Below are 22968 nucleotides of genomic sequence, written 5' to 3'. Positions count from 1 at the left end.
ACTGTCCCGCTCGCCGGTGGTGCACCGGCGAAAGCCGGCGGCTCGCCGGCAGCCCGAACTCTCCGGTGGTTCATCGGCCGGGCAACACCCTTTCAGGGGCGGCGGTTCGCCGCCCCTGAAGTGCATCCGGGGCCCGGTTCACCGGGGCCCCGACGCGTTTCCAGGGCCCGACCGGCCGCTCACGCAACGAATCGCAGCAGCGGGCCAGCCATACGCAACGAATGTTCGGTCCGCGCAAGTGTCGGTGGTGGTTCCTGCCGCTCACGCCGCATAACGTTGAGCAACGGCGCCAGCCCGTGGGCCACGGTGGCCGGGCGCGCCCGACCCTGGGAGCACCACAATGACGATGGACGCCACCAGCCAGCGCCTGTTGATGTGCCGGCCGACGTACTTCGCCGTCGACTACGCGATCAACCCCTGGATGGACCCGAGCGCGCCGGTCGACGCCGCGCTGGCCGTCCGGCAGTGGGAGCAGCTGCGCCAGACGTACCGCGACCTGGGCCACACCGTCGAGGAGATCACTCCGGTGCCCGGCCTGCCCGACATGGTCTTCGCCGCCAACGGCGGCACCGTGATCGACGGCAAGGCGATGGCCGTGCAGTTCCGCGACCCGCAGCGCGCCGACGAGGCCCCGGCCTACCGGGCCTGGTTCGAGGCCGCCGGCTTCGAGATGTACGACCCGAAGCACGTCAACGAGGGCGAGGGCGACGTCCTGCTGGCCGGCGACCACCTGCTGGCCGGCACCGGCTTCCGCACCGCGCACGCCTCGCACGCCCAGTTGCAGGAGGTCTTCGGCTACCCGGTGATCACCATGCAGCTGGTCGATCCGCGCTTCTACCACCTGGACACCGCGCTGACCGTGCTCGACGAGCGGACCGTGGCGTACCTGCCCGAGGCGTTCTCCCCCGGCAGCCAGGCCGTGCTGCGCCGGCTCTTCCCCGACGCCGTGCACGCCACCATGGCCGACGCCGAGGTGCTGGGGCTGAACGCGGTCAGCGACGGGCGGCACGTGGTGCTGCCCGCGCAGGCCACCGACCTGGCCGCCAAGCTGCGCGACCGGGGCTACGAGACCATCGGTGTCGACCTGTCCGAGCTGCGTAAGGCCGGCGGCGGACCGAAGTGTTGCACGCTGCGACTCCGTCAGGGAAAGGCAAGCAAGTGATCGTGGATGACATCCTGCGGACGCCGGGAGCGGTCCGGGACGCCGAGCGCTGGACGGCGCACAACTACCACCCGCTGCCGGTGGTGATCTCCTCGGCGGAGGGCGCCTGGCTCACCGACGTGGACGGCCGCCGTTACCTGGACTGCCTGGCCGGCTACTCCGCGCTCAACTTCGGCCATCGGCACCCGCAGCTGATCGCCGCCGCGCACGCCCAACTGGACCGGCTGACGCTGACCAGCCGGGCCTTCATCCACGACCAGTTCGCCGACTTCTGCCGGGAGCTGGCCGAGCTGTGCGGCAAGGACCTGGTGCTGCCGATGAACACCGGCGCCGAGGCGGTGGAGACCGGGATCAAGGTGGCCCGCAAGTGGGGCTACCAGGTCAAGGGCGTGGCCGCCGATCAGGCCAACATCGTGGTGGCCGAGGGCAACTTCCACGGCCGGACCACCACCATCGTGAGCTTCTCCACCGACGAGGACGCCCGCGTCGACTTCGGGCCGTACACCCCGGGCTTCACCGTGGTCCCGTACGGCGATCTGGAGGCGCTGGCCGCCGCGATCGACGAGAACACCGTGGCCGTGCTGCTGGAGCCGATCCAGGGCGAGCAGGGCGTGGTGGTGCCGCCGGAGGGTTACCTGCCGGGCGTGCGCCAGGTGTGCACCGAGCGCAACGTGCTCTTCATCGCCGACGAGATCCAGTCCGGCCTCGGGCGTACCGGTGCGACCTTCGCCTGTGACCACGAAGGCGTCGTGCCGGACATGTACCTGCTGGGCAAGGCGCTCGGCGGCGGCATCGTGCCGGTCTCCGCGGTGGCCGCGAACTCCGACGTGCTCGGCGTGCTCAAGCCCGGCCAGCACGGCTCCACCTTCGGCGGCAACCCGCTGGCCTGCGCGGTGGCGATCGAGGTGGTCCGGCTGCTGGCCACCGGCGAGTTCCAGCGTCGCTCGGCCGAGCTGGGCGAGCGGCTGCGGGCCGGTCTGGACGGGCTGGTCGGCAAGGGCCTGGTCGGGGTACGCGTCCGCGGTCTCTGGGCCGGTCTGGACATCGACCCGGCGCTGATGAGCGGGCGGGAGGCGTGTGAGCGGCTCGCCGAGCGCGGCGTGCTCGCCAAGGACACGCACGGCTCCACCATCCGGCTCGCCCCGCCGCTGGTGATCACCGAAGAGGAGATCGACCTAGCGGTGGCTCAGCTCGCAGCCGTACTCGCCGCCTAAACCACCCACCCCCGTCCCGTCCCCCGCCCCGTCCCGCCCCCGTCCCCTGCCCCCGTTGATCTAGGGCATATCGTCGTGGTTGTAGATCAGCCAGCGACGATATGCCCTAGATCGACAAGGCGGGGGCGGGGGCGGGCGGGGGCGTCAGGCGCGGGGGAGGCGCATCGCCATGGTGGGGGCCTCGGCCATCACCGAGGTGGGGGTGAACGGAGCACCGGCGGGCAGCTCCTCGGCCCGGCCGATCTGCACGCCGGGGTAGAGCTCGACCATGTCGCCCTCACCCAGCACCCGGGACTGCTGCGGGGCCAGGGCGATACGGTCCGCCTCGGCCATCGAGCCGGCCGGCCGGATGCCGGAGCCGTTGGTGCTGACGTCGGTCACGATGACCTCGCCGACCCGCAGCTCGAAGCGGACGTGGCCACGGCTGATCCACCGTCGGGCCTCGTCGTTGAGCCACTGCCCGAGCATGATCCCGCCCTCCTGGTCCGGAGCCCGGCCGGCCACCACCGGCTGCTCCTCGCTGAGGACGAACCGCCGCCGGACCAGGCCGCCGACGCGTACCGCGAGCACCTCCGTACGCGGCCGGGGGCCGCCGTCGCCGAGCCGTACGCCGTGCCGAGGGCAGGTCGGTACGCCACCGCGCAGCGCGGGCGGCGGCTGCCCGGCCGGGCTGCGCTCCACCCGGGCGAGGTCGGCGAACGCGCCGCCCCCACCACCGCCACCGAAGAGCGCGCAGCCCGGCTCGGGGCAGCGCCACTGGCGGGCCAGCAGCTTCGCTCCGGTTGGTGAGCGGGTGCCGGCAACCGGCGAGTGCCCGCCGCCGACGTGCGCGATGAACGCCGGTCCGCCGGCGCCGGGCACTGGGGCGAGCAACCGACCAGGCTGCTCGACCAGCCACGGGAACCGCCCGCGCAGCCCGTCGAAGCGGACCCGGCTGAGCACCGGCAGCCCGAGCAGGTCGGCGACCTCCAGCATCCGGTCGCCCGGGTTGTCGAGCACCTCGACGAGCCCGTCGTCGGCCCAGCGGCGGACCACCATCCGCTCGTTGGACGTGAGGTCGGCGTCGGAGAGCAGTGCCCGGTGCACCACCGCGTACACCTGGACGCTGTCCTCCTCCAGCTCACGGGAGAGCGCGTCGATGACCATGCCGAGCCGCAGCAGGCTGGCCGGCCGGCCGCCGTCGATGTCCTGGTAGCGGATCACCTCGGCCAGGTCGAGCACCGCCCTGACCAGCGACGGGTCCGTGCAGACCCGGCCCTCGATGGCGTCCAGCACCTTGCTGATCTCGAACCTCATCGGGCGCTCCGGATGATCTCGTCGATCCGCCGGGCGAGGTCGATGTCGCGGTGGGTGACCCCGCCGGCCGAGTGGGTGACGCAGTGGAAGGTCAGCGTGCGCCAGCGGATGTCGATGTCGGGATGGTGGTCCAGCTCCTCGGCCGCCCCGGCCACCCGGTCGACCACCGCGATGGCCGCCGGGAAGCTGGGCAGCTCCACCGTGCGGGTGATCCCGGTGCCGTCGCCCGACCAGCCCGTCAGCCCGCCCAGGTCGTCTCGCACCGCTTCCGCGGTGAGCAGGTCTGCCATGGGCCGACCCTACCGGGACCGGCGAGCGGTATCGACCAGCGGTGGCGGGTGTCGGTCGGCCAGGCACGACGAAGCGGGGGCGATGCCCTACGGCACCGCCCCCGCCACCTACGTTCGCAGCCACGCAGCGGCCCAGGTGCTCAGCCGCGCAGCGGCTGGCCCACCTCGTGCAGGTGGCCGAGGGCCTGCCGGTACGACTCGACCAGCCCGGTCTCGGCGTACGGGATGTCCTGCTCGGCGCAGTAGGCGCGGACGATCGGCTGGGCCCGGCGCAGGTTGGCCCGGGGCATGTTCGGGAACAGGTGGTGCTCGATCTGGTAGTTGAGCCCACCGAGCGCGGTGTCCACGAACCGGCTGCCCCGCACGTTGCGGGACGTCAGCACCTGCTTGCGCAGGAAGTCCAGCTCGTCCTCAGCGGTCGGCATCGGCATGCCCTTGTGGTTCGGCGCGAACGCACAGCCCATGTAGAGGCCCCACAGGGCCTGGTGCACGGTGGCGAAGAGCAGCGCCTTCCCCGGCGACATGACCGCCAGCAGCAGCGCCACGTAACCGGCGGTGTGCGCGAGGAGCAGACCCGCCTCGACCGCCCGGTGCCGCATCGGGGTGCTGTACCGGCCGTCCGGTCCCCGGCCGACGATCGCCCGGATGCTCGCCACGTGCAGGCTCAGCCCCTCGAGCAGCAGCATCGGGAAGAAGAAGTACGCCTGCCGCTTGGCCATCCAGCGGCCGAACCCTCTGGTCTCCAGCGCCTGCTCCGGCGTCCACACCAGGGCCCCGGCGCCGACGTCCGGGTCCTCGTCCTCGTGGTTCGGGTTGGCGTGGTGCCGGTTGTGCTTGTCGACCCACCAGCCGTAGCTGATCCCCACCGCCACGTTGCCGGCGAACAGCCCCACCAGCTCGCTCGGACCGCGTCGACGGAACATCTGGCGGTGCCCGGCGTCGTGACCGAGGAACGCGACCTGGGTCGTGGCCACGGCCATCACGGCCGCGAGCGGCAGCTGCCACCAGGAGTCACCGACGAGGAACACGGCGACCCAGCCGGCCACGAAGGCGCCGAGGGTGAGCAGGATGCGGGCGACGTACCAGCCGGGACGCCGCTCCAGCAGGCCCGCCTGGCTGATCCGTCGGGACAACTGTGCGTAGTCACTGCCTCGCCGTCGTACCGGCGGTTCCGCCACCGCTCCGAGCGCCATGGACTGCTCCCGTTCCCGCTCACGCCCGTACCGGGGTGGCCCGGGCTCACTGTCAACTCTCCCGGTATGGGTTGCTTTGAGTAACCCTGACAACCCCCGAATGGGGGGTAGGGCGAGCCCTACCCCCGGTTCGGCTCAGCCCAGCCGGGCCACCACGTCGCGCAGCCGGGCCAGGTCGCGCCGCCGCCGCTCGTAGCTCGCGGCGAGCCCGATCAACGCCAGCCCGCCGGCGCCCAGATAGATCCACCGGGGCAGCAGGTCCCAGCCACGGGCCAGCTCGTGCAGCGCCAGCACCGCCAGAGCCCCGCCGCCGAGCAGCACCGGCGCCTGCCAGCGGCGGGTGGCGCCGGCCAGCACCGCGCCCAGCGCCGCCACGCCGAGCAGCAGCCGCCGCCACGGCTGCGGGTCCGGCCCGGCCAGCACCGACACCAGGCTCGGCAGCAGCGCCGCGACCAGCCCCGGGCCGAGCGCCGGCCAGCTGGTCAGGCCGGGCCGGGTGCGCAGTGCCAGCAGGCCCGCGCCAAGGGCGAGCGCCGCGGCCGGCAGGGTGTACGCCTCCAGCACGGTCACCCCGCCGGCTGCCAGCAGCACCCACGCCCCGAGCAACTCGCTGCCGCCGGCGATGGCGGCGAACGACCACCGCCGGGCGACCGGCTCCCCCCGGCGCAGCAGCCGCAGCGCGACGGCGACACCCCAGAGCACGCAGATGGTCGCGATGTGCCGCGCCACCTCGACGGCGAGCAGTACCGCCACCAGCGCCACCGCCTGCGCGGCAGCATCCAGCACCCGCCCGACCCAGGCCCGTGCCGACGAACTCCCGCGGGCCGACTCCGGCGGGTTGGTCGCGGCGGCGACCGCCAGGACCAGCGCGGCCACCGCCAACAGCGGGTACGCCGCCGCCCGGAGCGGCAGCCCTCCGGCGAGCGGGGCGGTCACCGCCAGCGCCGACGCCGCGCCCACCGCGGCGAGGCAACCGGTGACGCGCACCTCGACGTTCCGCGCTCCGACGGCGACGACCACCGCCGCCACCAGCAGGACGCCCTCGGCGGCAAGGGTGCCGGCCCGGGTGACCAGCAGCCCCGCCACGCCGCTGGCGGTCAGCACCACCCCCACCGGCACGGCGATCGGCGCGAGCGCCGGGCGGGGCACGGCCAGCGCGGCGAGCAGCAGCGCGGCAACCCCGGCGAGCAGGACGGCGGCCGGCAGCACCGGCCAGGGCGCGCCGACCGCGACGAGCAGCACCGGCAGCGCGGCCGCGCCGAACGGCAGCGCGCGCAGCAGCGGCGGACGGACCCCCCGAACCGCCAGCACGGCGGCCACCGCCAGCACGACCAGCGCCAGCGCCCCGGGCAGCGCCGTCGGGTCGGCGACGACCGTGGGAACTTTCGACCAGGCCGGACCCCGGCTGCCGTACGGCGTGGTGAGCGCGGTCAGCAGCGCCGGCAACGCCGCCAGCACGGCGACCGCCGTCAGCACGACGCCGGCCACCGCCAGCAGGCCGGAGCGACCGGTCATCGGCGCTCCCGCCGGGGTCCCCGACCCGTCCGGCTCGTGGTCGCCGGCTACCGGCGCCCCCGCGGTGGCCTGCTCCTCCGACCCGTCCGGCTGATCGTCGGTCACCGGCAGGTCCCAGCGGGCGGCGAGCGCGACGCCCAGCGCCGCCAGCGCGGCGTACGGCGCGAGCGGCTCGTTCCCCACCACGACCAGCGGCGCCAGCCCGGGCACGCTCACCGCGAACACGGCACCGCTCACCGCGTACCCGGTCAGCTCCACTCGGTGGCGACGCGTCGCGAGCAGCGCGACCAGCGGCAGGACCGCGGCGGCCAGCGCGGCCCGGGCCTGCCACCAGGGCGGCGCGCCCGCGGTGAACAGCGCCACCGCGGCGACCCCGGGCAGCGCGACCTGCGCGACCAGCAGGCCCGTGCCGGCCACCCGCCGGGACGACCCGGCGGCCCGCCGCACGGCCAGCGCCAGGCCGAGCACGGTGACCGTCCCGAGCGCCACCAGGGCACCGGCTGGAGCGGCCATGGCCACCAGCAGGCCGTGCCCGAGCAGGACGGCGCCGCCGAGCGCCCCGGCGCACAGCGTGGTCGGCCGGAGCGCCGGTCGGGCCAGCACGGCGAGCAGCAGCACGACCCCGCCGAGAAGGTCCACGGCCACCACGGCCGGCCAGGCGGCCGTCCAGCCGGCGGGCAGGGCGAGCAGCACGGCCGCCGCGCCGGCCGTGGCGAGCGGCATCCGCGCGTCCCGGGGCAGCAGGAGGGCTGTCGCGCCGAGCGCCAACGCCAGCGCGGGGGCCAGCTGCCAGCCCCAGTCCAGCTCCGGCCCCGTCGAGGCACCCTGCCAGGGCGGCAGCGACCGGCCGGCGGCGGCGACCGCCAGCCCGCCGGTGATCAGCACCGCGATCTGCGCGGTCCCCGCCGCGACCAGCAGCGCCCCGGCGCGCGGGCCGGTCCGCCAGCCGACCGGCAGCAGCCGTACCGCGCCGGCCAGCCCGAGAGCCGCCGTGGCCGCCGCGACCAGCAGCAACGACGGCCGCAGCTCGGCCACCGGGCGCAGCAGCGCGGCGGCGAGCACCGGCACCAGCAGCCCGGCGGCCACCGCCCGCAGCGCCCGTCCGCCGACCAGCCCGGCCGCGCCGAGCCCGGTCAGCGCGACCAGCACCATCGGCACCCCGGCCAGCAGCGGTGAATCGGCCGCCCGGCCGAGCAGCAGCGGCACCAGGGCGCACCCGGCGGCACCGACCAACGCGGCGACGTGCCCGACCCCGGCCAGCACCCGGCCGGTCAGCCGGGCTCGCCCTCCCCCGTTTCTCAGCCCGGCCAGCACGGCCAGGTCGAGCAGCGCCACCCCGAGCAGGACCAGCGCCCAGCCACCCGGACCCGGCCGCGCCTCCACGGCGAGCAGCGGCAGCACCGGCTGGGCGGCCAGCAGCGCCGCGAACCAGGGCCCGGTCAACCGGCTCCACCGGGCGTAGGCCGCGGCGACCGCCGCGCTGGCCCCCCCGACCAGCGCGGCGTACCTGCTGCCCGGCCAGCCGGCCACACCGGCCAGGTCCACCGACCAGGCCGCGTAGCCGTCCAGCACCACCAGCAGCAGCCCCACCGCGGCGAACGTCTCCGCCGTGCCGCGCAGCCCTCGGCGGACCGCCAGCAGCGGTGCGGCCAGGGCGAGCGCGGTGACCGCCGCCAGGATCAGCGCCCGTCCACCGACCCCCACCGCCGCCCAGGCCACCGCGGTGAAGACCACCGCCGCCGTGCCCAGCAGGAGTCCACCGAGGACGAAGAGCAGGCCCTGGACCGTCCGGGTCGACGTCTCCGCCGCGCCCGGCGCCGGCAACCCCGGCTCGTTGAGCACCCCCGAGCCGCTGGGCGTCCCCGGCCCCGTGAACGACGCCGGACGCCCCGTGACGGACGCGGCCAACCCGGCGCGAACGATCGCGGCCAACTCGTCCCGCCGCCGGGAACTGGCCGCGAGCCGCCCGGCCAGCTCGGCGTACGTCCGGCGGGCCCGCTCCACCTCCGGTCCGAGCCGCGCGACCTCCCGGCCGAGCCGGACCACCTCGGCGGCGATCGGATCAGGCGGGCGGCGGCAGCCGGCGCAACCGGCGCTCAGGTCGGCCGGGGCACCGCAGGCGGGGCAGGGATAGCCGGTGTCATCCACGCGGTCATTCTGGAAGCCCCACCGGGGCGCGGCCCAGAGTGCGCGTACTCAGGGACGGGTGTGCTCGTGCACCCAGGTGGCGTAGCCGGGGTCGCCACTCTCCACTCTGGACACCAGAATCTCCGGAACCTCGTACGGGTGGCTGGCCCGGATCTGGTCCACGAGCGCGGAGAGCCGGTCGGGTGCGGTCTTGAACTGCACCGACCACTCGGTGCTGGTCTCCACCCCGGACCGCCACCAGTAGGTGCTGTCCACCTGGCCACCGACCTGGGCGCAGGCGGCGAGCCGTCCGGCGACGGCCGCGGCCGCCAGCACGTCGGCGACCGAACGCGCATCCACCACCGTTGTCACCACGCAGATCTGGTCCACGCCCGCACCCTACGCGGCGCCGTCCCGATTGGCCGCGATCCAGGCGTCGATCATCGCCCACCAGTCGTAGAGCCAGTCGATGCGTTCCTGCCGTCCGGTCGGTACGTCCTCCGGCGGCACCGACCAGAACCGCATCACGATCCGCTTGTCCATCGGCAGTTCCCGCCACACGTCGGCGACGGTGAGCATCCGGTCCAGCCCGGTGTGGGCGACGAAGATGACCCCGGCGTCCGGGGCGGCGTCCAGCGCGGCGAGCATCCCGCCGGGCTGTGGGGCGAGCACGTGCCGCATCCGCTCCGCGCGCAGCGCCATCCGCTCCAGCCCGAGGGAGCGCAGCCGGGCGATGGCACGCAGCCGGCGCTTGGGGGTGAAGTTGCCGCCCTCCGGGAAGATCACGAATGCGTCGTTGTCGTCCAGGCCGGTTGCCAGGTGCCCGACCTGGCGCACCGTCTCCTCGCCGCGCTCCGGCGTCGGCGCGATGAACCGGTTGGGCAGCCGGTTGAGCAGCACATCGATCGCCGGGTCCCACTGGAGGCTGTCCTTGAGCACGATCCGGGGCTCCCGGTTGAACCAGTTGACCAGCCCGTGGATCAGGATGAACGAGTCACCCGGCCCGGCGTGCCGGCAGAGCACCAACTCGGGCCGACCGGGCAGCGCGGTGTCCGGGTCGGTGCCGACCACGTCGATGCGCAGCCGCAGCGTCCAGCGTGCCTGCCAGAACAGCACCCGCAGGAACCAGCCGGCCAGCAGGTAGTGCGCACGCTGGAAGGCCGGCGACCGGCTCCGCCAGCCGAAGCCGGAGGCGACCCAGAGCACGAAGAGCGCGAGCAGCGCGACGGCGTCCCAGACCAGGTAGACGCAGCCGATCCAGAACAGCCGCAGCGGGCGCAACCGGCCCGGGACCAGCGGGGAGGCGGCCGCGGCGAGCAACGCCCAGATCGGCAGGGTGGTCACCACGGTGACCGCGAGCAGCACCACGCCGGGGGCGAGCAGCAACCGGCGCAGCCACCTGGGCGGCAGCGGCATCACCGCTCCACGTGGGTCGCGATGTAGCGCCGGGAGGCGGTGTACGCGCGGCTGATCCGCCGCCCCACCGCGGCCATGTCGCGGTACGCCCACGGGGTGTCGTCGCGCGGATTCAGCCCCCCGGTCGGCAGGACGTGCACCTCCACCCCTGCGGGCAGCGCGGCCAGCTCCCGGAAGAACCGGTGCCGGCGGGAGATCTCGAACGCGACCTGCGCGATCTCCCACGGCCGCCGGGGCGGCGTCAGCTCCCGTTCGATCCGGCCCACCTGGAGAACGAAGATCTGGGTGGCGCCCACCGCCACCGCCTCGCCGATCGGGATGGAGTTGACGATGCCACCGTCCACATAGTGCGCACCGTCGATCTCGGTGGGCGGGAGCAGGCCCGGCACCGAGGCCGATGCCAGCACGGCGGGCACCACCGGGCCGCTGTCGAACCAGTGCTCGGCGGCCCGCTCGATGTGCGCGGCGCAGCAGCGGAACGGCACCCGCAGGTCGGCGAAGGTGGTGTCCACCCCCAGCTCGGATTCGAGCAGGCGGCGAAGCGGCCGGGGCGAGTGCAGGTGGGTCCGGGCGGCGAAGCGGCGCAGCTGCCGCGCGACCGAGTCGCCGTACACCTCGCTGGCCTCCGGCGATGCCCAGAGCCGGACCAGCCGGTCGGTCACCGCCTCCGACGGGTCGGCCGCGACCAGCGCGCCGTTGACCGCGCCGATCGAGGTGCCGAGCACCATGTCGGGTTGGATCCCGGCGCGGAACAGGGCACGCAACATGCCCACCTCGACCGCGCCGAGCACTCCCCCGCCCCCGAGTACGAACGCCACCGGTCCCCCCGCCATGCCACCCATCCTGGCACGGGCCTGCGCCGACCGGTCGGCCACCGCCGCGCGGTGGTGGACGCACCCACCCGCCGCGGATCGGTGGCGGGCAGTGACGACCGTTGACAGTCGGGAGACATTCGCGCAACCTGATACCGCTCCCACCCCGAGGCAGGTGCGATCCGTGAAGGCAGCACTGCATCCGGGCCGGTTGCTGGACCGCAGGTACCGGCTTCTCGACCAGATCGGCGCCGGCGGCATGTCGGTCATCTGGCGCGCCCGGGACGAGGTGCTGGACCGCGTCGTCGCGCTCAAGGTACTCGCACCGTCGCTGGCCGCGGACGCCCGGTTCCGGGACATGGTGCGCGAGGAGGCGCGGGCCGCCGCCCAGCTGGTGCACCCGCACGTGACCTCGGTGCACGACTACGGCGAAACCGTCGCCCCGGACGGCGCCATCACCTCCTTCGTGGTGATGGAGCTCCTCAACGGTGAGGAGTTGAAGCTACGGCTCACCGAGGGTCCGCTGCCGTGGGCCGAGGCGGTCCAGGTCGGCGCGCAGGTCGCGGACGCGCTGGCCGCCGCGCACCGGCTCGGCATCGTGCACCGGGACATCACCCCGGCCAACGTGATGATGACCTGGGTGGGCGTCAAGGTCCTCGACTTCGGCATCGCCACCCGGATCGGCGCTCCCGACGAGGACGAGGACGGCGGCACGTTCGGCACCCCGGCGTACGTGGCTCCGGAACGGCTCGACGGCGCGCCCGCCCAGCCCGCGACCGACGTGTACTCGCTCGGCGTGCTGCTGCACGAGGCCCTGACCGGGCGGGTCCCCTACCCGGCGGACACCTGGGAGCAGCTCAGCGACGCGCTGGACAGCGGCCCACCGCCGACGCTGGCCGGGCTGCCGGAGCTGCCCCCGACGGTGGCCCGGATCTGCCTGCGCAGCCTGGCCCGGGATCCGGCCGACCGGCCGACCGCCCGGCAGGTCGCCACTGTGCTGCGTGACCACCTGCTGCCGGCGGACACCACCGCGGCACCCACGCTGGCCCTTCCGCCGGCAACCCCCGTCCCGGTGGCCGGCGGCGAAAGGGCGACGGGACCGGGCGGCGGAGCAGCCGTACCGGATCCGGACGATGGCGGGCCGGCCCGGTCCCGCCGGCGGCCGGCGCTGCTGCTGATTCCGGCGGTCCTGGCGGTCGGCGTGGCGCTGACCGTCGCGGCCCTGCTGCCCGAGCAGCGGGAGACACCGCGGACGCAGCCCACTGCCGGGCCGGTGCCGACCGGGTCGAGCGGCCCGCCGGGCACCGGGCCGTCCCGTCCGGCGGCGACGCCGTCCGCGGGGCGGAGCACCGGCTCGCCCGCCGCCGGGCCGGGCACGCTGGTGGAGGCCGCCAACCGGGTCGACGCGCTGATCAGCGCCGGGTTGGCCGCCGGGGAGATCCGCGCCGACGTTGGCCTTGACCTGCGCAACGAGCTGCGTAACCTGACCGCCGCGGTCGGCTCCGGCCGGAACGAGCTGACCCCGCCGGTCGCCCGGCTGCGCGAGAAGGTCACGGTCCGACTCGGTGAGGGCGGCCTCAGCCCGGCGTACGCGGAGCGGCTGGACGCCGCCATCGCCGAGCTGGGTGCCGCCCGGGTCTGATCCGGGCCACGGCGGCACCGGTCAGCGGGCCGCCACCCGGACCGACTCGCGGACGTCGTGCTGGCGGGCGAGGAAACGTCGGAAGATCTCCTCGTAGCCGTACGCCAACCGCTCGATCGAGAAGTTCTCCGCGACGTGTGCCACGCAGGCCGCCGGGTCCAGCCCCTTCGCCGCCCGCAACGCCGCGGGTAGCTCCTCCGGCCGCTCGCAGAACAGGCCGGTCACCCCGGGCCGGACCAGCTCCGGCACCGCGCCACGGTCGAAGGCGACCACCGGAGTGCCGGTGGCCATCGCCTCCAGCATCACCATGCCGAACGGCTCCTCCCACTGGATCGGCATGATCAGGCAGCGGGCGTCGACCAGCATCCGCAGAGTCTCCGCGCGGCCGGCGTTGAACACGACGGTCACGTCGTCGCCGACCAGCGGGGCGACGACCTGCTCGTAGTACTGGCGTTCGGCCGGCTCGTTGCACTTGCCCGCCAGCAGCAGTGGCAGCCCGGCCGCCCGGCACGCCCGGATGGCGACGTCCGGGCCCTTGTCCGGGCTGAACCGGGCCAGCCACAGCACCGGCCCGGGGCCAGGTGCGGTCTTGCGCGGAAACCCGCGCAGGTCCAGCGCGTTGTGCACGGTGCCCGCCCAGGGCAGGACCGGGTTGAGCCGGCGCTGGGCGTGCGAGATGGCCACCAGGGCGACGTCGCGGTCGACCTCGCCGAGCACGTCGCCGTACTCCCCGACCGGGTTGCCGTGCACCGTCGCCACCGTCGGCACGGCCCGGCGACCGGCCACGAGTGGGCCGATCGTGGTGTGGTCGTGGATCACGTCGAAATCGTCTGCGTTGATCATCCGATTCACCCGGGCCAGGTGGGCCAGCTCGGGCAACGACTCGCCGAGTCGCGCGTACTGGACCTCGGGAACGGTGGAGACGAAGTCGCCGGCGGCGGTGCCGTGGTGTCCGCCGGCACCGAACAGCGTCACCTCGTGTCCGTGCCCGGTCAGCGCGTCCACCAGCCCGGCGACCACCTGCTCGAGGCCGCCGTATCCGGGCGGCGGTACGGACAGCCACGGCGGCACCACCATCGCGATGCGCAATGGCCGCTCCGAGGCACGGGCGGCGGGCGGGTGGTTCACGGCCACGAGTCCTCCCCGTTGCTCCCCGGTCCGGTGTCGCCGCCGGTCGGAATGGTCCGCGGCGGTTTCCCCGTGCCGTCGGCGGTAAACCGGACAGGACGGACGGTCACCCGCCGACCAGCAGCTGGTCGTGGACGTCCCGCACCCCCGGCGCGGACCAGGCCACCCGCTCGACCTGGTCGCGTTCCCACCACGAGCGGACCACCCCGGCGAGCACCAGCGTGTCGCCGTCCACCTCGACCGTCACCCGATCGGCGCCGATCGTGCGCAGCAGCGCGCGCTGGACGTCCCGTCGCAGCCGCTCACCGGCCGGTGGCGCCGGCGGACGCACCTCGACCAGGTTGGTTATCCCCCGCACGCCGTCCAACCGGCGTAGTTCGCCCTCGGCGGTGCGGCGCTGCCACCCGAACTCGACCTCACCGCGCAGCATCAGCCAGCCGTTGGCCACGGTCACGTCCAGCCGTTCGGCCGGCACGAAGCTGTCCCACTCCAGCGCCCGGCTGGCGGCGATGGCGATCTCGGCGTCGGTACGCCCCGGTGTGCCCGGCAGCCGCACCTCGATCTCGTCGGCCACCGCCCGGACCCCGCGGACCCGCTGCGCGCAGCGGATCGCCGCCCAACCGCGTGCGGCCCCGTCCACGAATCCGGTCAGGGTGACCACACCCTGGTCGACGGTCACGCCGATCTCGTTGGGTTGCAGCCGCGCATCCCAGGCCAGCTCGGCCAGAACGTCGCGCTGGATCCGCTGGTCGTCGCGGACATCCGTCGCCGTGCTCATGGCAATCCACCCCCGTACGTCGCCGGCTCGCCTGCCGAATGTGCCTGCCGTACGGGTGACGGCGGTTCACCTGATCCGGGTGAACCGCCGTCCGGGCGGAAAAGAGCGGCGGGTGACGGAGCCAACCCCCTTGGCCCCGCCACCCGCCGCCGGAGGGAGGAGGCAGGTTCAGATATCGGTCAGGACGTCTCGGCGAGCGTCACGGTTGCCGTCTTCTCGGCGCCGTTGCGCTTGAACTGCACCTGGACCCGATCGCCGACCTTGCCGGCCTGCACCGCGCCGACCAGGTCGTCGGAGTCGTTGACCGCCTTGTCACCGAACCGGGTGATCACGTCGCCCCGCTGGAGGCCGGCCTTCTCGGCGGCACTGCCCGGCGTGACCGACGCGACCAGGGCGCCGCCGCCCTCGGCCTGATTGACGCCGACCCCGAGCGACGGGTGACTGACCTTCTCGCCGCGCTGGAGCTTGCCCGCGACGTCCTTGGCCTTGTTGCTGGGGATCGCGAACCCGACGCCGATGTTGCCGGTGCTCTGGCCGGAGGTGGCGATGGCGGTGTTGACGCCGATCACCTCGCCACGGGTGTTGACCAGGGCGCCACCGGAGTTGCCGGGGTTGATCGGGGCATCGGTCTGGAGCAGACCGGAGATCGAGCTGACCGCCTGCCCCTGCTGGTTCGGGTCCTGCGGCTGGCCCTCGCCGGCTCGGATGGTGCGGTCCCGCGCGCTGAGGATGCCCGCGGTCACCGAGCCCTGCAGGCCGAGCGGGCTGCCCAGGGCGAGCACCTGGTCGCCGACCTGCATGCCGTCGCTGTCGCCGAAGGTGGCCGGCTTGAGGCCGCTCACCCCGTTGGCCTTCACCACGGCCAGGTCGGTCTTCGGGTCGGTCCCGACGATCTTCGCCTGCGCGTTCTTGCCGTCGGCGAAGACCACCTGCACCGTGTCACCGGCGGCTGAGGCGACCACGTGGTTGTTGGTGAGCACGTAGCCGTCGGCGCTGAGCACCACGCCGGAGCCCTCGCCGCTGGTGGTGGCGATGGAGACGACGCTGTCCTGCACAGCGGCGGCGATCTTCGGCAGGTCGGCGCTGTTGAGGACCGGAGCCGCGGAGTAGGTGCGGGTGACGCCGCCACCGTCGCCGTCCAGGGCCAGCGCGAGCGCGCCGCCGACCACACCAGAGCCGAGCATGAGGGCGAACACCGCGACGCCTGCGCCGGCGAACTTGGCGATCCGGCCGGGTCGGGGCCCGGTGCCGGGCGGCGTGGCCTGCGGGCCCCAGGGCGGAACCGGCTGCCCCGGGTGCTGCTGGTGGCCCGGGTGCTGCTGGTGGCCCGGGTGCTGCTGGTACGCCACGCCCGGCTGGCCCCCGCCGGCCCAGCCGGACTGCTGTCCGGGGTACCAGGGCGCGCCGGGGTACCGGGCGGCGGTCGGCTGCGAGTAGCCCGGCTGGCCGGGCGCCGGCTGGCCGGAGACCGGGTACGGCGGCGCGGAGTGGGTGCCGGCGGGTGGCTCGTACCCGGTCGGGTGCCCGGCGGCCGGCGGCGCGCTGGCCTGCTGGCCTGCGTATCCCGCAGGCACGGTGGGCTCGGCGGGCACCATCGGGTTGGCGGCGGTCGCCGCGTCGTCGGTGGTCGAGACGACCGGGACAGGGGTGGTCGGGGAGTCGGACTGCGCGCGCTCGTCGCGCGGCAGCTCGGCGGTGGGGTGCGACGGCTCGGCGTCGGTGGGGGCCGGCCGGCGCTGCGGGTCGGACTCGAACTCGGTCATGGAACTACCTTCTCCCCGGCCACTGCGACCAACCTGGAACCGTCCTGGAAGTTGCCTGAAAAGTCATTCGCCGACGCCGTCGTCCTGCGGCACCTGCGGCAGCCGGACCCGGAAGGTGGCGCCACCGCCCGGAGTCTCGACCACCTCGACCGTGCCGTGGTGGGCGGCGACCAACGCCGCCACGATAGCCAGGCCGAGGCCGGTGCCGGTGTTGCCGTCCGCCCGCCGGGTCCGTGCCGCGTCGGCCCGGTAGAACCGCTCGAAGACCCGTTCCACCTGCTCCGGGGAGAGCCCCGGGCCGGTGTCGGCCACCTCCACCACCGCGAGGTTTCCCGGCTCGGCGCGCAACCGCAGGTTGATTTCGGCGTCCGGCGGGGTGTGGGTCAGCGCGTTGGTGACCAGGTTGCCGATCACCTGACGCAGCCGCGCGTCGTCGGCGAAGACGACGAGGGGGCCCGAGCCGGGCTCGATCTCCAGCTCGATCCGCCGGTCCGGGGCGATCGCCCGGGCGGCGTGCACCGCGTCGGAGGCGAGTACCGGCAGCTCCACCGGGGCCAGCGAGAGCGGCCGTTCCCGGTCCAGCCGGGCGAGCAGCAGCAGGTCCTCCACCAGCAGCCCCATCCGGGCCGCCTCGTCCTCGATCCGGCGCAGCAGGCCGCCGGTCTGCTCCGGTGCCCGGGCCGCGCCCTGCCGGTACAGCTCGGCGAAGCCACGAATGGTGGTCAGCGGGGTCCGCAGCTCGTGGGAGGCGTCCGCGACGAACTGCCGCATCCGCTCCTCGGATCGCCGGGCCCGCGCCTCGGACGCCTGCGCGGCGAACGCCGCGTCCCGGGCGGCGCTCTCGGCCGAGCGCGCCGCGGTCTCCGAGGCGGCACGGGCGGTGAACGCCGCCTCGATCTGGGTGAGCATCGCGTTGAGCGCGCGGGAGAGCCGGCCCAGCTCGGAGGTGGGATGCTCCTGTCCCTCCTCCGGGTCGGGCACCCGGCGGGTCAGGTCACCTCCGGCGATGGCGGCGGCCGTCCGTTCGATCTCGACGAGGGGCTTGAGGCTGGTCCGGACGATCGCCGCGCCGACCGAGGCCAGCATGATCAACACCGCACCGCCGACCAGGAGGTCTATCCAGACGAGCTGCTTCACCGCCCGGTCCACCTCGGTCAGCGGCTGACCCACGGCCAGTACCGAGCCATCCGGTTGAGCCGCGTAATAGACCCGCCACCGGGTGAGGCGATCGTGTGAGATGACTGTCCGCGGCTCGCCCTCCGCCGCCTCGAAGTCCTTGCGGCTGGCGGGAAACGTGGGCAGCTGGTCAGGGTCGAAGTTTCGCGTGTCGTATTGGGGGTCGTACACCCGCTCCTCGTCGGCCACGATTACGACGTAGTCGCTGGGCAGGATCGCGTTGACCTCACGGCTGCGCAGCATCGGAAGCAGCTGGCCGAGGCCCTGGGCGGTCGACCGGACCTGCCCGTCGACCTGGCCCTCCAGGTAGTTGCGGAGGAAGTACGCGGTCAGCGAGCTGATCACCAGAAGCGCGACGGCGACCAGCGCGAGCACCGAGGTGACCAGCTTCACCCGCAGCGGAACGCTGCGCACCCGTCCCTTCGCCTGCTGGACCGCGTTCACGCCGCCGGCTTGCGCAGCACGTACCCGACGCCGCGGAGGGTGTGGATCAGCCGGGGCTGGGTGGTGTCGACCTTGCGCCGCAGGTACGAGATGTAGGACTCGACGATGTTGTCGTCGCCACGGAAGTCGTAGTTCCAGACGTGGTCGAGGATCTGCGCCTTGGACAGCACCCGGTTGGCGTTGAGCATCAGGTAGCGCAGCAGCTTGAACTCGGTCGGCGAGAGCTGCACCCGCTGCCCGGCCCGGTGCACCTCGTGGGTCTCCTCGTCCAGCTCCAGGTCGGCGAAGGTGAGCCGGGACGGGGCCTGCTCGCCGGTGGTGGTGCGGCGCAGCACCGCGCGGATCCGCGCGGTCAACTCCTCCAGGCTGAACGGCTTGGTGACATAGTCGTCGCCGCCCAGGGTCAGCCCGCGGATCTTGTCGTCGGTGGCGTCCCGGGCGGTCAGGAAGACCACCGGGGTACGCGTACCGCCCTCGCGGAGCATCCGGATGACCTCGAAGCCGTCGAGGTCCGGCAGCATCACGTCGAGCACCACCAGGTCGGGCCGGTGATCCTTGGCGGCGTTCAGGGCCGCGCTGCCGCTGGTCGCGGTGGCCACGTCGAAGCCCGCGAAGCGCAGGCTCGCGGAGAGCAGTTCGAGGATGTTCGGGTCGTCCTCGACGACCAGCAGTCGCGCCTCGGTCTGGGTAGCGGGCATGTGCCCATCATCGGTGACCTGACTGCACCGGCGCTGGATGCTTCCTGCAAAAATCCTGTGAGTCGTCGGCCACCCCCGACCGGGTCGGCTGCGCCGGTCAGCGCAGCAGCCGGCGCAGCCCGTCCAACGCGCCGTCGAGCAGCCGGATCGCGGTACGCAGCTGGGTGTCGCTGAACTGCCGGGCCCGCGCCAGCCGGCCCACCTCGACGGTGAACGCGGCCAACCGCTGATCGAGTTCGTCGAGCAGCTCCGCGCGCGGGCCGTTCGACGCCGCCGGACCGGGCGGCGGGGCCGGAGGCTCCCACCGGGTACGGCGGGTCTGCCGGGCGGCCGCGCTCAGCTCCCGCTTGAGGTCGCGCACCGAGCCGCGCACCTCGCTGCGGATCTCGCCGGCCAGGGTGGAGAGGTCCGCCACCGAGGCGGCGATGTCCGCCTCCAGGGTGGTCAGCTCGCCGGCCCGTTGGCGCAGTTCGTCGCGGCCGGCGTCGGTGATGCCGTACGTCTTGCGGCCTCCGGCGGCGGTGTGGCTGACCAGCCCCTCGGCCTCCAGCCGTTGGAGGCGGGGGTAGATGGTGCCGGCGCTGGGCGCGTAGAGCCCGAGGAACCGGTCCTCCAGCAGGCGGATCAGCTCATAGCCGTGCTTCGGACCGTCGTCGAGGAGTTTGAGCAGGTAGAGCCGGAGCCGGCCGTGGCTGAACACGGCGGTCACGGCAGCTCCTCCTCGTCGTCGTCCACCGGCCGGGCGAGTAGCGCGATGCTTCCCGAGGTCGCGGACGCCCAGAGCTTACCCTCGCCGGCGCCGAGCACCCCCGCGCTGTTGGCCAGCGGGAACGTCGAGGTGCGCACCTGGGGAAACCCGCTGGTGATTCGGCCCGAGGCGGTGTGCAGCCGTACGTCGAGGTCGCTGTCCTCCCGGATCCGGACGGTGATGCTGCCGGAGATGGTGGTGAGTTGGATCTCGCTGCGGCGGGGGTTGTCCAGGTCGCAGGTGATGGCTCCCGAGACGGTCTGCGCCCGCACCCGGTCGGCGGCGCTGTCGGCGAGGATCACCTCACCGGAGACCGTCTCCAGACTGAGGTCGCCGGCCACGCCGAGCGCCTCCACCGGCCCCGAGGTGATCCTCGCGAAGGTGCTGCCACGCAGCCCCATCAGGGTGATCTGGCCGGCGGTCACGTCGACCGTCGTCTGCCGGCGCAGCCCGGAGGCGACCAGCGAGCCCGCGACCAGGCCCAGGTCGGCGGTGACGTCGGCGGGCACCGCGACGGAGACGTCCACCCGCGGGTACCGCGCGATCGACCGAATCCACCGCAGGGCGTCCGCCCAGCCCCGGCCGCGCTCCTGACGGATGGTGAGCCGGCCGTCGGCGTGGCTGACGAGGACGGGTCGGCGACCGACCCGGGTGACGTCGACCCGGGCCGGGCCATCGGTGGCGACCACGTTGAGCCGCCCGCTCACCAGGCGGACGTCCAGCCGGGTGACCGGGCCGTCCACGGTGAGCCGCTGTGGGCTGTCGACCGTCCATCCGGTCATGGAGTCCTCCCCTGGGTCGACGCGCCGACGCGCGTCCGATGGGGGAACAGTAACGCGATACATCGCGACTGTACAAGACTGTCGCGAGTCGGATCGGGCATGCACCGAGGAGCGCGATACCCCTGAGTCATATTGATGCCTCAGGGGTATCGCGCGCACTGGAGCGAGCGGCCGCTCCCCTCAGGCCGCCAGGTCCAGTTCCCGGTCGGCGGCCGGCGACGGCACGGGAGCGGCCGGAGTCATGGTGGGCACCGGACGAAGCCGGGCCCGCGCCGCGGCACCCGCCGGGGGCAGCAGGTGTACGGCCGACTCGGCCGCCCGGGCCAGCAACCGCCGGTCGGCGTCGCGGGCCGGATGCAGTGCGGCAGCGACCGTCACCGTCACCACCAGCTCCCGCGCCGCGACGACCCGGGCCACCGAGCGCAGCAGGGTGTCCGCACCGAGGAAGGCGGCGGCCGTGGTGGCCGTCCCGGTGGCCTCGCAGTGGTGAACGAGCCGCAGCGGCACCACCGGGCTGCCGGTGTCGATGGCCGCCTGGAACGTCGCGGGCCGGAACCCCCCGCCGGGGCGGCAGTCGGCCGCGCGGTCCCCGGCACACCAGGTCGTACCCTCCGGAAAGACCGCGACCGACCGGCCGGCGCGCAGCGCGTCGGCGACCCGGCGCACGGTGGCCGGCAGCGCCCGTGGCCGGGACCGGTCCACGAACACCGTGCCCGCCGCCGCCGCGAGCAGGCCCACCACCGGCCAGGAGCGGATCTCCCGCTTCGCCACCATCCGGCTCGGCGCGACCGCCAGCACCGCGAGGACGTCCAGCCACGAGACATGGTTGGCGACCAGCAGCGCGCGCCGCCAGGGCAGTCGGCCGCGGATCACCAGCCGGACGCCGAAGGCGCGCGCGGTGCCCCGGGCCCAGCCGCGCACCGCCGCCTGCCGCTTCGGCGCCGGCAGCACGGGCAGCAGCAGCACCAGGCCCGCCCCGGCCAGCAGCATGCCGACCGCGGCGACCAACCGGAGCACCCGGCGGGCCACCGGGACCGTCGGCACCTCGCCGGCCGCCGGTAGGCATTCCTCGTCGCAGCCGGACGAGGGCCGCCAGAGGTCGTGCGGCACGGCGGTCACCGCTCCGCCCCGCCCAGGAAGTGCCGCAGGTAGCGCGGGTTCATCCGGTCCAGCGAGAAGAGCACGTAGAAGTCCGCGACCCCGAAGTCGGGGTCGTACGACGGCTCGCCGCAGATCCACGCGCCGAGCCGGAGGTAGCCACGCAACAGCGGCGGCACCGCGGCGCGGCCGACCGGATCGACGGCGGCCACCGGGCCGGCGACGACGGCCGACTCGGCGAACCACGGCCGCAGCGGGCGGACCCGCAGCGGAGGCGGCGCGAGGTGCCGGGCCTGGGCCTGCGCCCACACCTCGGCCGCCGCCCGCCCGCCGTCGGCCACCGGCACGGAGGCGCAGCCGCCGAGCCAGCGTGAGCCACGCAGGTGCAGGTACCTGGTGATGCCGGCCCACATCAGGTTGATCACCGCGCCCGAGCGGTGGTCCGGGTGCACGCAGGACCGGCCCGCCTCGACCAGGTCGTCGCGGAGCGGGTCGAGCGCGCCGAGGTCGAACTCGGCCTCGGCGTACCGACGGTTGGTGCGGCCCGGCGGCAGCAGCCGGTACGTACCGACCACCTCGCCGGTGCTCTCCTGGCGGACGATCAGGTGGTCGCAGTGGGCGTCGAAGGGGTCCACGTCCAGCCCGGCCTCGCCCGGGCGGAGGGTGGCGCCGAGCTCGGTGGCGAACACCTCGTGACGCAGGCGTTGCGCGGCCGCGACCTGGGTCGGGTCGTCGGCGATCAGCAGGGTGTATCCGCTGGTCGTCAGGGGTGCGCCAGCGGCATGCAGAACGGCCATGGGATCTGTGTAGGTGCCCCGGGTTGCCATCGGCGGTGACCACCGGTGTCGATCGGGTGAACGCCGGCCGGCGGATGCGCCCGACAGCGGCCGTGCGAGGCTGCCGGACGGACCCGGCGACGGCGCCGGCACGCCCCACCGGAGGTCGACGATGCGCATCGAGTCCCGCTACAACGGGCCGTCCGGCTCCGGCAACGGCGGCTGGAGCGCCGGAATCTTCGCCGCCGCGGCGGACGGACCCGGCCCGGTCGAGGTGACGCTGCGCCGGCCACCACCGCTGGAGACGGCGCTGAGAATGGTCGACGGCGAGGTCCGTGACCCGGCCGGCGAACTGGTGGCCGAGGTGCGCCCGGCCGGGGCGGTGGACGCCGTCGTACCGCCGGTCGACCGGGACACCGCGACCGACGCCGCGACACGCTACCCCGGCCTGGTCGAGCACCCGTTCCCCGACTGCTACGTCTGCGGCCCGCACCGGGCCGACGGGTTGCGGATCTTTCCTGGCCGCCTGCCGGACGGCCGGACCGCCGCGCCGTTCCGGGCGCCAGCGCAGGTCAGCGATGCCACGGTCTGGGCGGCGCTGGACTGTCCGGGCGGCTGGGCGGTGCTCGCGCCCGGTCGCCCGTACCTGCTGGGCCGGATCGCCGCCGTGGTCACCGCGCTGCCGTCACCGGGCGACGAGTGCGTGGTGACCGGTGCACTGATCCGCGCCGATGGGCGCAAGGCCCTCGTGCACACCAGCCTGTACGGACCGGACGGCACGCTGATCGGCGCGGCCCGGGCCACCTGGATCGCCCGCTGACCCGCTCGGTCGTCCGCAGGGAGGAGCCGCCTCCGCCCCGAGACGGACCACGGCGTACGGATCGCGCCTGATTGACCTTGTTGCTCGGGG

Annotated in this window: 20 protein-coding genes; 4 read left to right on the top strand and 16 right to left on the bottom strand. The window is 74.3% G+C overall.

Annotated features, from left to right (window positions below; translation table 11 throughout):
• Window positions 1-346: 346 nt before the first annotated feature.
• Both ddaH and rocD read left to right on the top strand, forming a co-directional pair.
• Window positions 347-1162, top strand: coding sequence for a dimethylargininase (ddaH, locus tag KBX63_RS06890; protein ID WP_199723515.1), 816 nt, complete (start codon window positions 347-349; stop codon window positions 1160-1162).
• Window positions 1162-2376 carry an ornithine--oxo-acid transaminase gene (gene rocD / locus KBX63_RS06885; RefSeq protein ID WP_210910151.1) on the top strand — a complete coding sequence of 405 codons (1215 nt, stop codon included), beginning with the start codon at window positions 1162-1164 and terminating at the stop codon, window positions 2374-2376. Before ddaH ends, rocD begins: the two co-directional genes overlap by 1 nt.
• Before the next feature lie 144 nt (window positions 2377-2520).
• Here rocD and KBX63_RS06880 read toward each other — a convergent pair whose 3' ends face one another.
• The 7 genes from KBX63_RS06880 to KBX63_RS06850 all read right to left on the bottom strand — a co-directional run bounded on the left by KBX63_RS06880 (window position 2521) and on the right by KBX63_RS06850 (window position 11046).
• Window positions 2521-3672 (bottom strand): FHA domain-containing protein, encoded by a 1152-nt coding sequence (locus KBX63_RS06880; protein ID WP_210909544.1) that lies wholly within the window; start codon window positions 3670-3672, stop codon window positions 2521-2523.
• The gene (locus tag KBX63_RS06875) at window positions 3669-3962 is read right to left on the bottom strand and encodes a 4a-hydroxytetrahydrobiopterin dehydratase (RefSeq protein WP_210909542.1); all 294 of its coding nucleotides are present in this window, start codon (window positions 3960-3962) and stop codon (window positions 3669-3671) included. Before KBX63_RS06875 ends, KBX63_RS06880 begins: the two co-directional genes overlap by 4 nt.
• Window positions 3963-4102: 140 nt before the next feature.
• Entirely contained in the window at window positions 4103-5155 is a 1053-nt protein-coding gene (locus KBX63_RS06870; RefSeq protein ID WP_210909540.1) for an acyl-CoA desaturase, read from the bottom strand.
• 135 nt (window positions 5156-5290) lie between these two features.
• Window positions 5291-8818 (bottom strand): SCO7613 C-terminal domain-containing membrane protein, encoded by a 3528-nt coding sequence (locus KBX63_RS06865; RefSeq protein WP_210909537.1) that lies wholly within the window; start codon window positions 8816-8818, stop codon window positions 5291-5293.
• A 48-nt stretch (window positions 8819-8866) separates the two neighbouring features.
• Window positions 8867-9187, bottom strand: coding sequence for a divalent-cation tolerance protein CutA (gene cutA, locus KBX63_RS06860; protein ID WP_089019179.1), 321 nt, complete (start codon window positions 9185-9187; stop codon window positions 8867-8869).
• 9 nt (window positions 9188-9196) lie between these two features.
• Entirely contained in the window at window positions 9197-10213 is a 1017-nt protein-coding gene (locus tag KBX63_RS06855) for a 1-acyl-sn-glycerol-3-phosphate acyltransferase (RefSeq protein WP_210909534.1), read from the bottom strand.
• Window positions 10213-11046: a patatin-like phospholipase family protein gene (locus tag KBX63_RS06850; RefSeq protein ID WP_210909531.1), complete on the bottom strand. Its 834-nt coding sequence runs from the start codon at window positions 11044-11046 to the stop codon at window positions 10213-10215. Before KBX63_RS06850 ends, KBX63_RS06855 begins: the two co-directional genes overlap by 1 nt.
• Before the next feature lie 163 nt (window positions 11047-11209).
• On the opposite strand from KBX63_RS06850, the gene KBX63_RS06845 reads away from it, so the two are divergent.
• A complete protein-coding gene (locus KBX63_RS06845) occupies window positions 11210-12667 on the top strand; it encodes a serine/threonine-protein kinase (protein ID WP_210909529.1) in 1458 nt (485 codons plus the stop codon).
• A gap of 21 nt (window positions 12668-12688) precedes the next feature.
• Here the strand turns inward: KBX63_RS06845 and KBX63_RS06840 are convergent, their stop codons facing one another.
• The 9 genes from KBX63_RS06840 to KBX63_RS06800 all read right to left on the bottom strand — a co-directional run bounded on the left by KBX63_RS06840 (window position 12689) and on the right by KBX63_RS06800 (window position 22079).
• The gene (locus KBX63_RS06840) at window positions 12689-13744 is read right to left on the bottom strand and encodes a glycosyltransferase family 4 protein (RefSeq protein WP_247661885.1); all 1056 of its coding nucleotides are present in this window, start codon (window positions 13742-13744) and stop codon (window positions 12689-12691) included.
• A gap of 157 nt (window positions 13745-13901) precedes the next feature.
• The gene (locus KBX63_RS06835) at window positions 13902-14573 is read right to left on the bottom strand and encodes a BON domain-containing protein (RefSeq protein WP_210909524.1); all 672 of its coding nucleotides are present in this window, start codon (window positions 14571-14573) and stop codon (window positions 13902-13904) included.
• A gap of 179 nt (window positions 14574-14752) precedes the next feature.
• Window positions 14753-16336, bottom strand: coding sequence for a trypsin-like peptidase domain-containing protein (locus KBX63_RS06830; RefSeq protein WP_210909522.1), 1584 nt, complete (start codon window positions 16334-16336; stop codon window positions 14753-14755).
• A gap of 63 nt (window positions 16337-16399) precedes the next feature.
• Window positions 16400-17956, bottom strand: a complete 1557-nt coding sequence (locus tag KBX63_RS06825; protein WP_210909519.1) for a HAMP domain-containing sensor histidine kinase — start codon at window positions 17954-17956, stop codon at window positions 16400-16402.
• Window positions 17953-18654, bottom strand: a complete 702-nt coding sequence (locus KBX63_RS06820) for a response regulator transcription factor (protein ID WP_030336721.1) — start codon at window positions 18652-18654, stop codon at window positions 17953-17955. The genes KBX63_RS06825 and KBX63_RS06820 overlap by 4 nt, the downstream gene beginning before the upstream one ends.
• Window positions 18655-18751: 97 nt before the next feature.
• Window positions 18752-19363, bottom strand: a complete 612-nt coding sequence (locus KBX63_RS06815) for a PadR family transcriptional regulator (RefSeq protein ID WP_210909516.1) — start codon at window positions 19361-19363, stop codon at window positions 18752-18754.
• On the bottom strand, window positions 19360-20184 hold the full coding sequence (locus KBX63_RS06810; RefSeq protein ID WP_210909514.1) for a DUF4097 family beta strand repeat-containing protein: 825 nt from the start codon (window positions 20182-20184) through the stop codon (window positions 19360-19362). The genes KBX63_RS06815 and KBX63_RS06810 overlap by 4 nt, the downstream gene beginning before the upstream one ends.
• A gap of 180 nt (window positions 20185-20364) precedes the next feature.
• Window positions 20365-21303: a 1-acyl-sn-glycerol-3-phosphate acyltransferase gene (locus tag KBX63_RS06805; RefSeq protein WP_210909502.1), complete on the bottom strand. Its 939-nt coding sequence runs from the start codon at window positions 21301-21303 to the stop codon at window positions 20365-20367.
• Complete coding sequence (locus tag KBX63_RS06800; RefSeq protein ID WP_210909500.1) at window positions 21300-22079, bottom strand: GNAT family N-acetyltransferase; 780 nt, start codon at window positions 22077-22079, stop codon at window positions 21300-21302. Before KBX63_RS06800 ends, KBX63_RS06805 begins: the two co-directional genes overlap by 4 nt.
• Window positions 22080-22230: 151 nt before the next feature.
• Between KBX63_RS06800 and KBX63_RS06795 the strand changes: the two genes are divergently transcribed.
• Window positions 22231-22878 carry a hypothetical protein gene (locus KBX63_RS06795; protein WP_210909497.1) on the top strand — a complete coding sequence of 216 codons (648 nt, stop codon included), beginning with the start codon at window positions 22231-22233 and terminating at the stop codon, window positions 22876-22878.
• Window positions 22879-22968 lie beyond the last annotated feature (90 nt).

The sequence above is a fragment of the Micromonospora sp. U21 genome, from assembly GCF_018070045.1.
Classification (GTDB): Bacteria; Actinomycetota; Actinomycetes; order Mycobacteriales; family Micromonosporaceae; genus Micromonospora.
Note: the sequence above shows the minus strand (reverse complement) of the source record. Positions and strands in the feature narration are given on the sequence as shown.

What these genes read in the sequence shown, in the direction of transcription:
- ddaH (WP_199723515.1), top strand. Translation starts at nt 347, where the DNA reads ATGGACGCCACCAGCCAGCGCCTGTTGATGTGCCGGCCGACGTACTTC.
- KBX63_RS06880 (WP_210909544.1), bottom strand. Translation starts at nt 3,672, where the DNA reads ATGAGGTTCGAGATCAGCAAGGTGCTGGACGCCATCGAGGGCCGGGTC.
- KBX63_RS06875 (WP_210909542.1), bottom strand. Translation starts at nt 3,962, where the DNA reads ATGGCAGACCTGCTCACCGCGGAAGCGGTGCGAGACGACCTGGGCGGG.
- KBX63_RS06870 (WP_210909540.1), bottom strand. Translation starts at nt 5,155, where the DNA reads ATGGCGCTCGGAGCGGTGGCGGAACCGCCGGTACGACGGCGAGGCAGT.
- KBX63_RS06855 (WP_210909534.1), bottom strand. Translation starts at nt 10,213, where the DNA reads ATGCCGCTGCCGCCCAGGTGGCTGCGCCGGTTGCTGCTCGCCCCCGGC.
- KBX63_RS06850 (WP_210909531.1), bottom strand. Translation starts at nt 11,046, where the DNA reads ATGGCGGGGGGACCGGTGGCGTTCGTACTCGGGGGCGGGGGAGTGCTC.
- KBX63_RS06840 (WP_247661885.1), bottom strand. Translation starts at nt 13,744, where the DNA reads ATGGTGGTGCCGCCGTGGCTGTCCGTACCGCCGCCCGGATACGGCGGC.
- KBX63_RS06835 (WP_210909524.1), bottom strand. Translation starts at nt 14,573, where the DNA reads ATGAGCACGGCGACGGATGTCCGCGACGACCAGCGGATCCAGCGCGAC.
- KBX63_RS06830 (WP_210909522.1), bottom strand. Translation starts at nt 16,336, where the DNA reads ATGACCGAGTTCGAGTCCGACCCGCAGCGCCGGCCGGCCCCCACCGAC.
- KBX63_RS06820 (WP_030336721.1), bottom strand. Translation starts at nt 18,654, where the DNA reads ATGCCCGCTACCCAGACCGAGGCGCGACTGCTGGTCGTCGAGGACGAC.
- KBX63_RS06810 (WP_210909514.1), bottom strand. Translation starts at nt 20,184, where the DNA reads ATGACCGGATGGACGGTCGACAGCCCACAGCGGCTCACCGTGGACGGC.
- KBX63_RS06800 (WP_210909500.1), bottom strand. Translation starts at nt 22,079, where the DNA reads ATGGCCGTTCTGCATGCCGCTGGCGCACCCCTGACGACCAGCGGATAC.
- KBX63_RS06795 (WP_210909497.1), top strand. Translation starts at nt 22,231, where the DNA reads ATGCGCATCGAGTCCCGCTACAACGGGCCGTCCGGCTCCGGCAACGGC.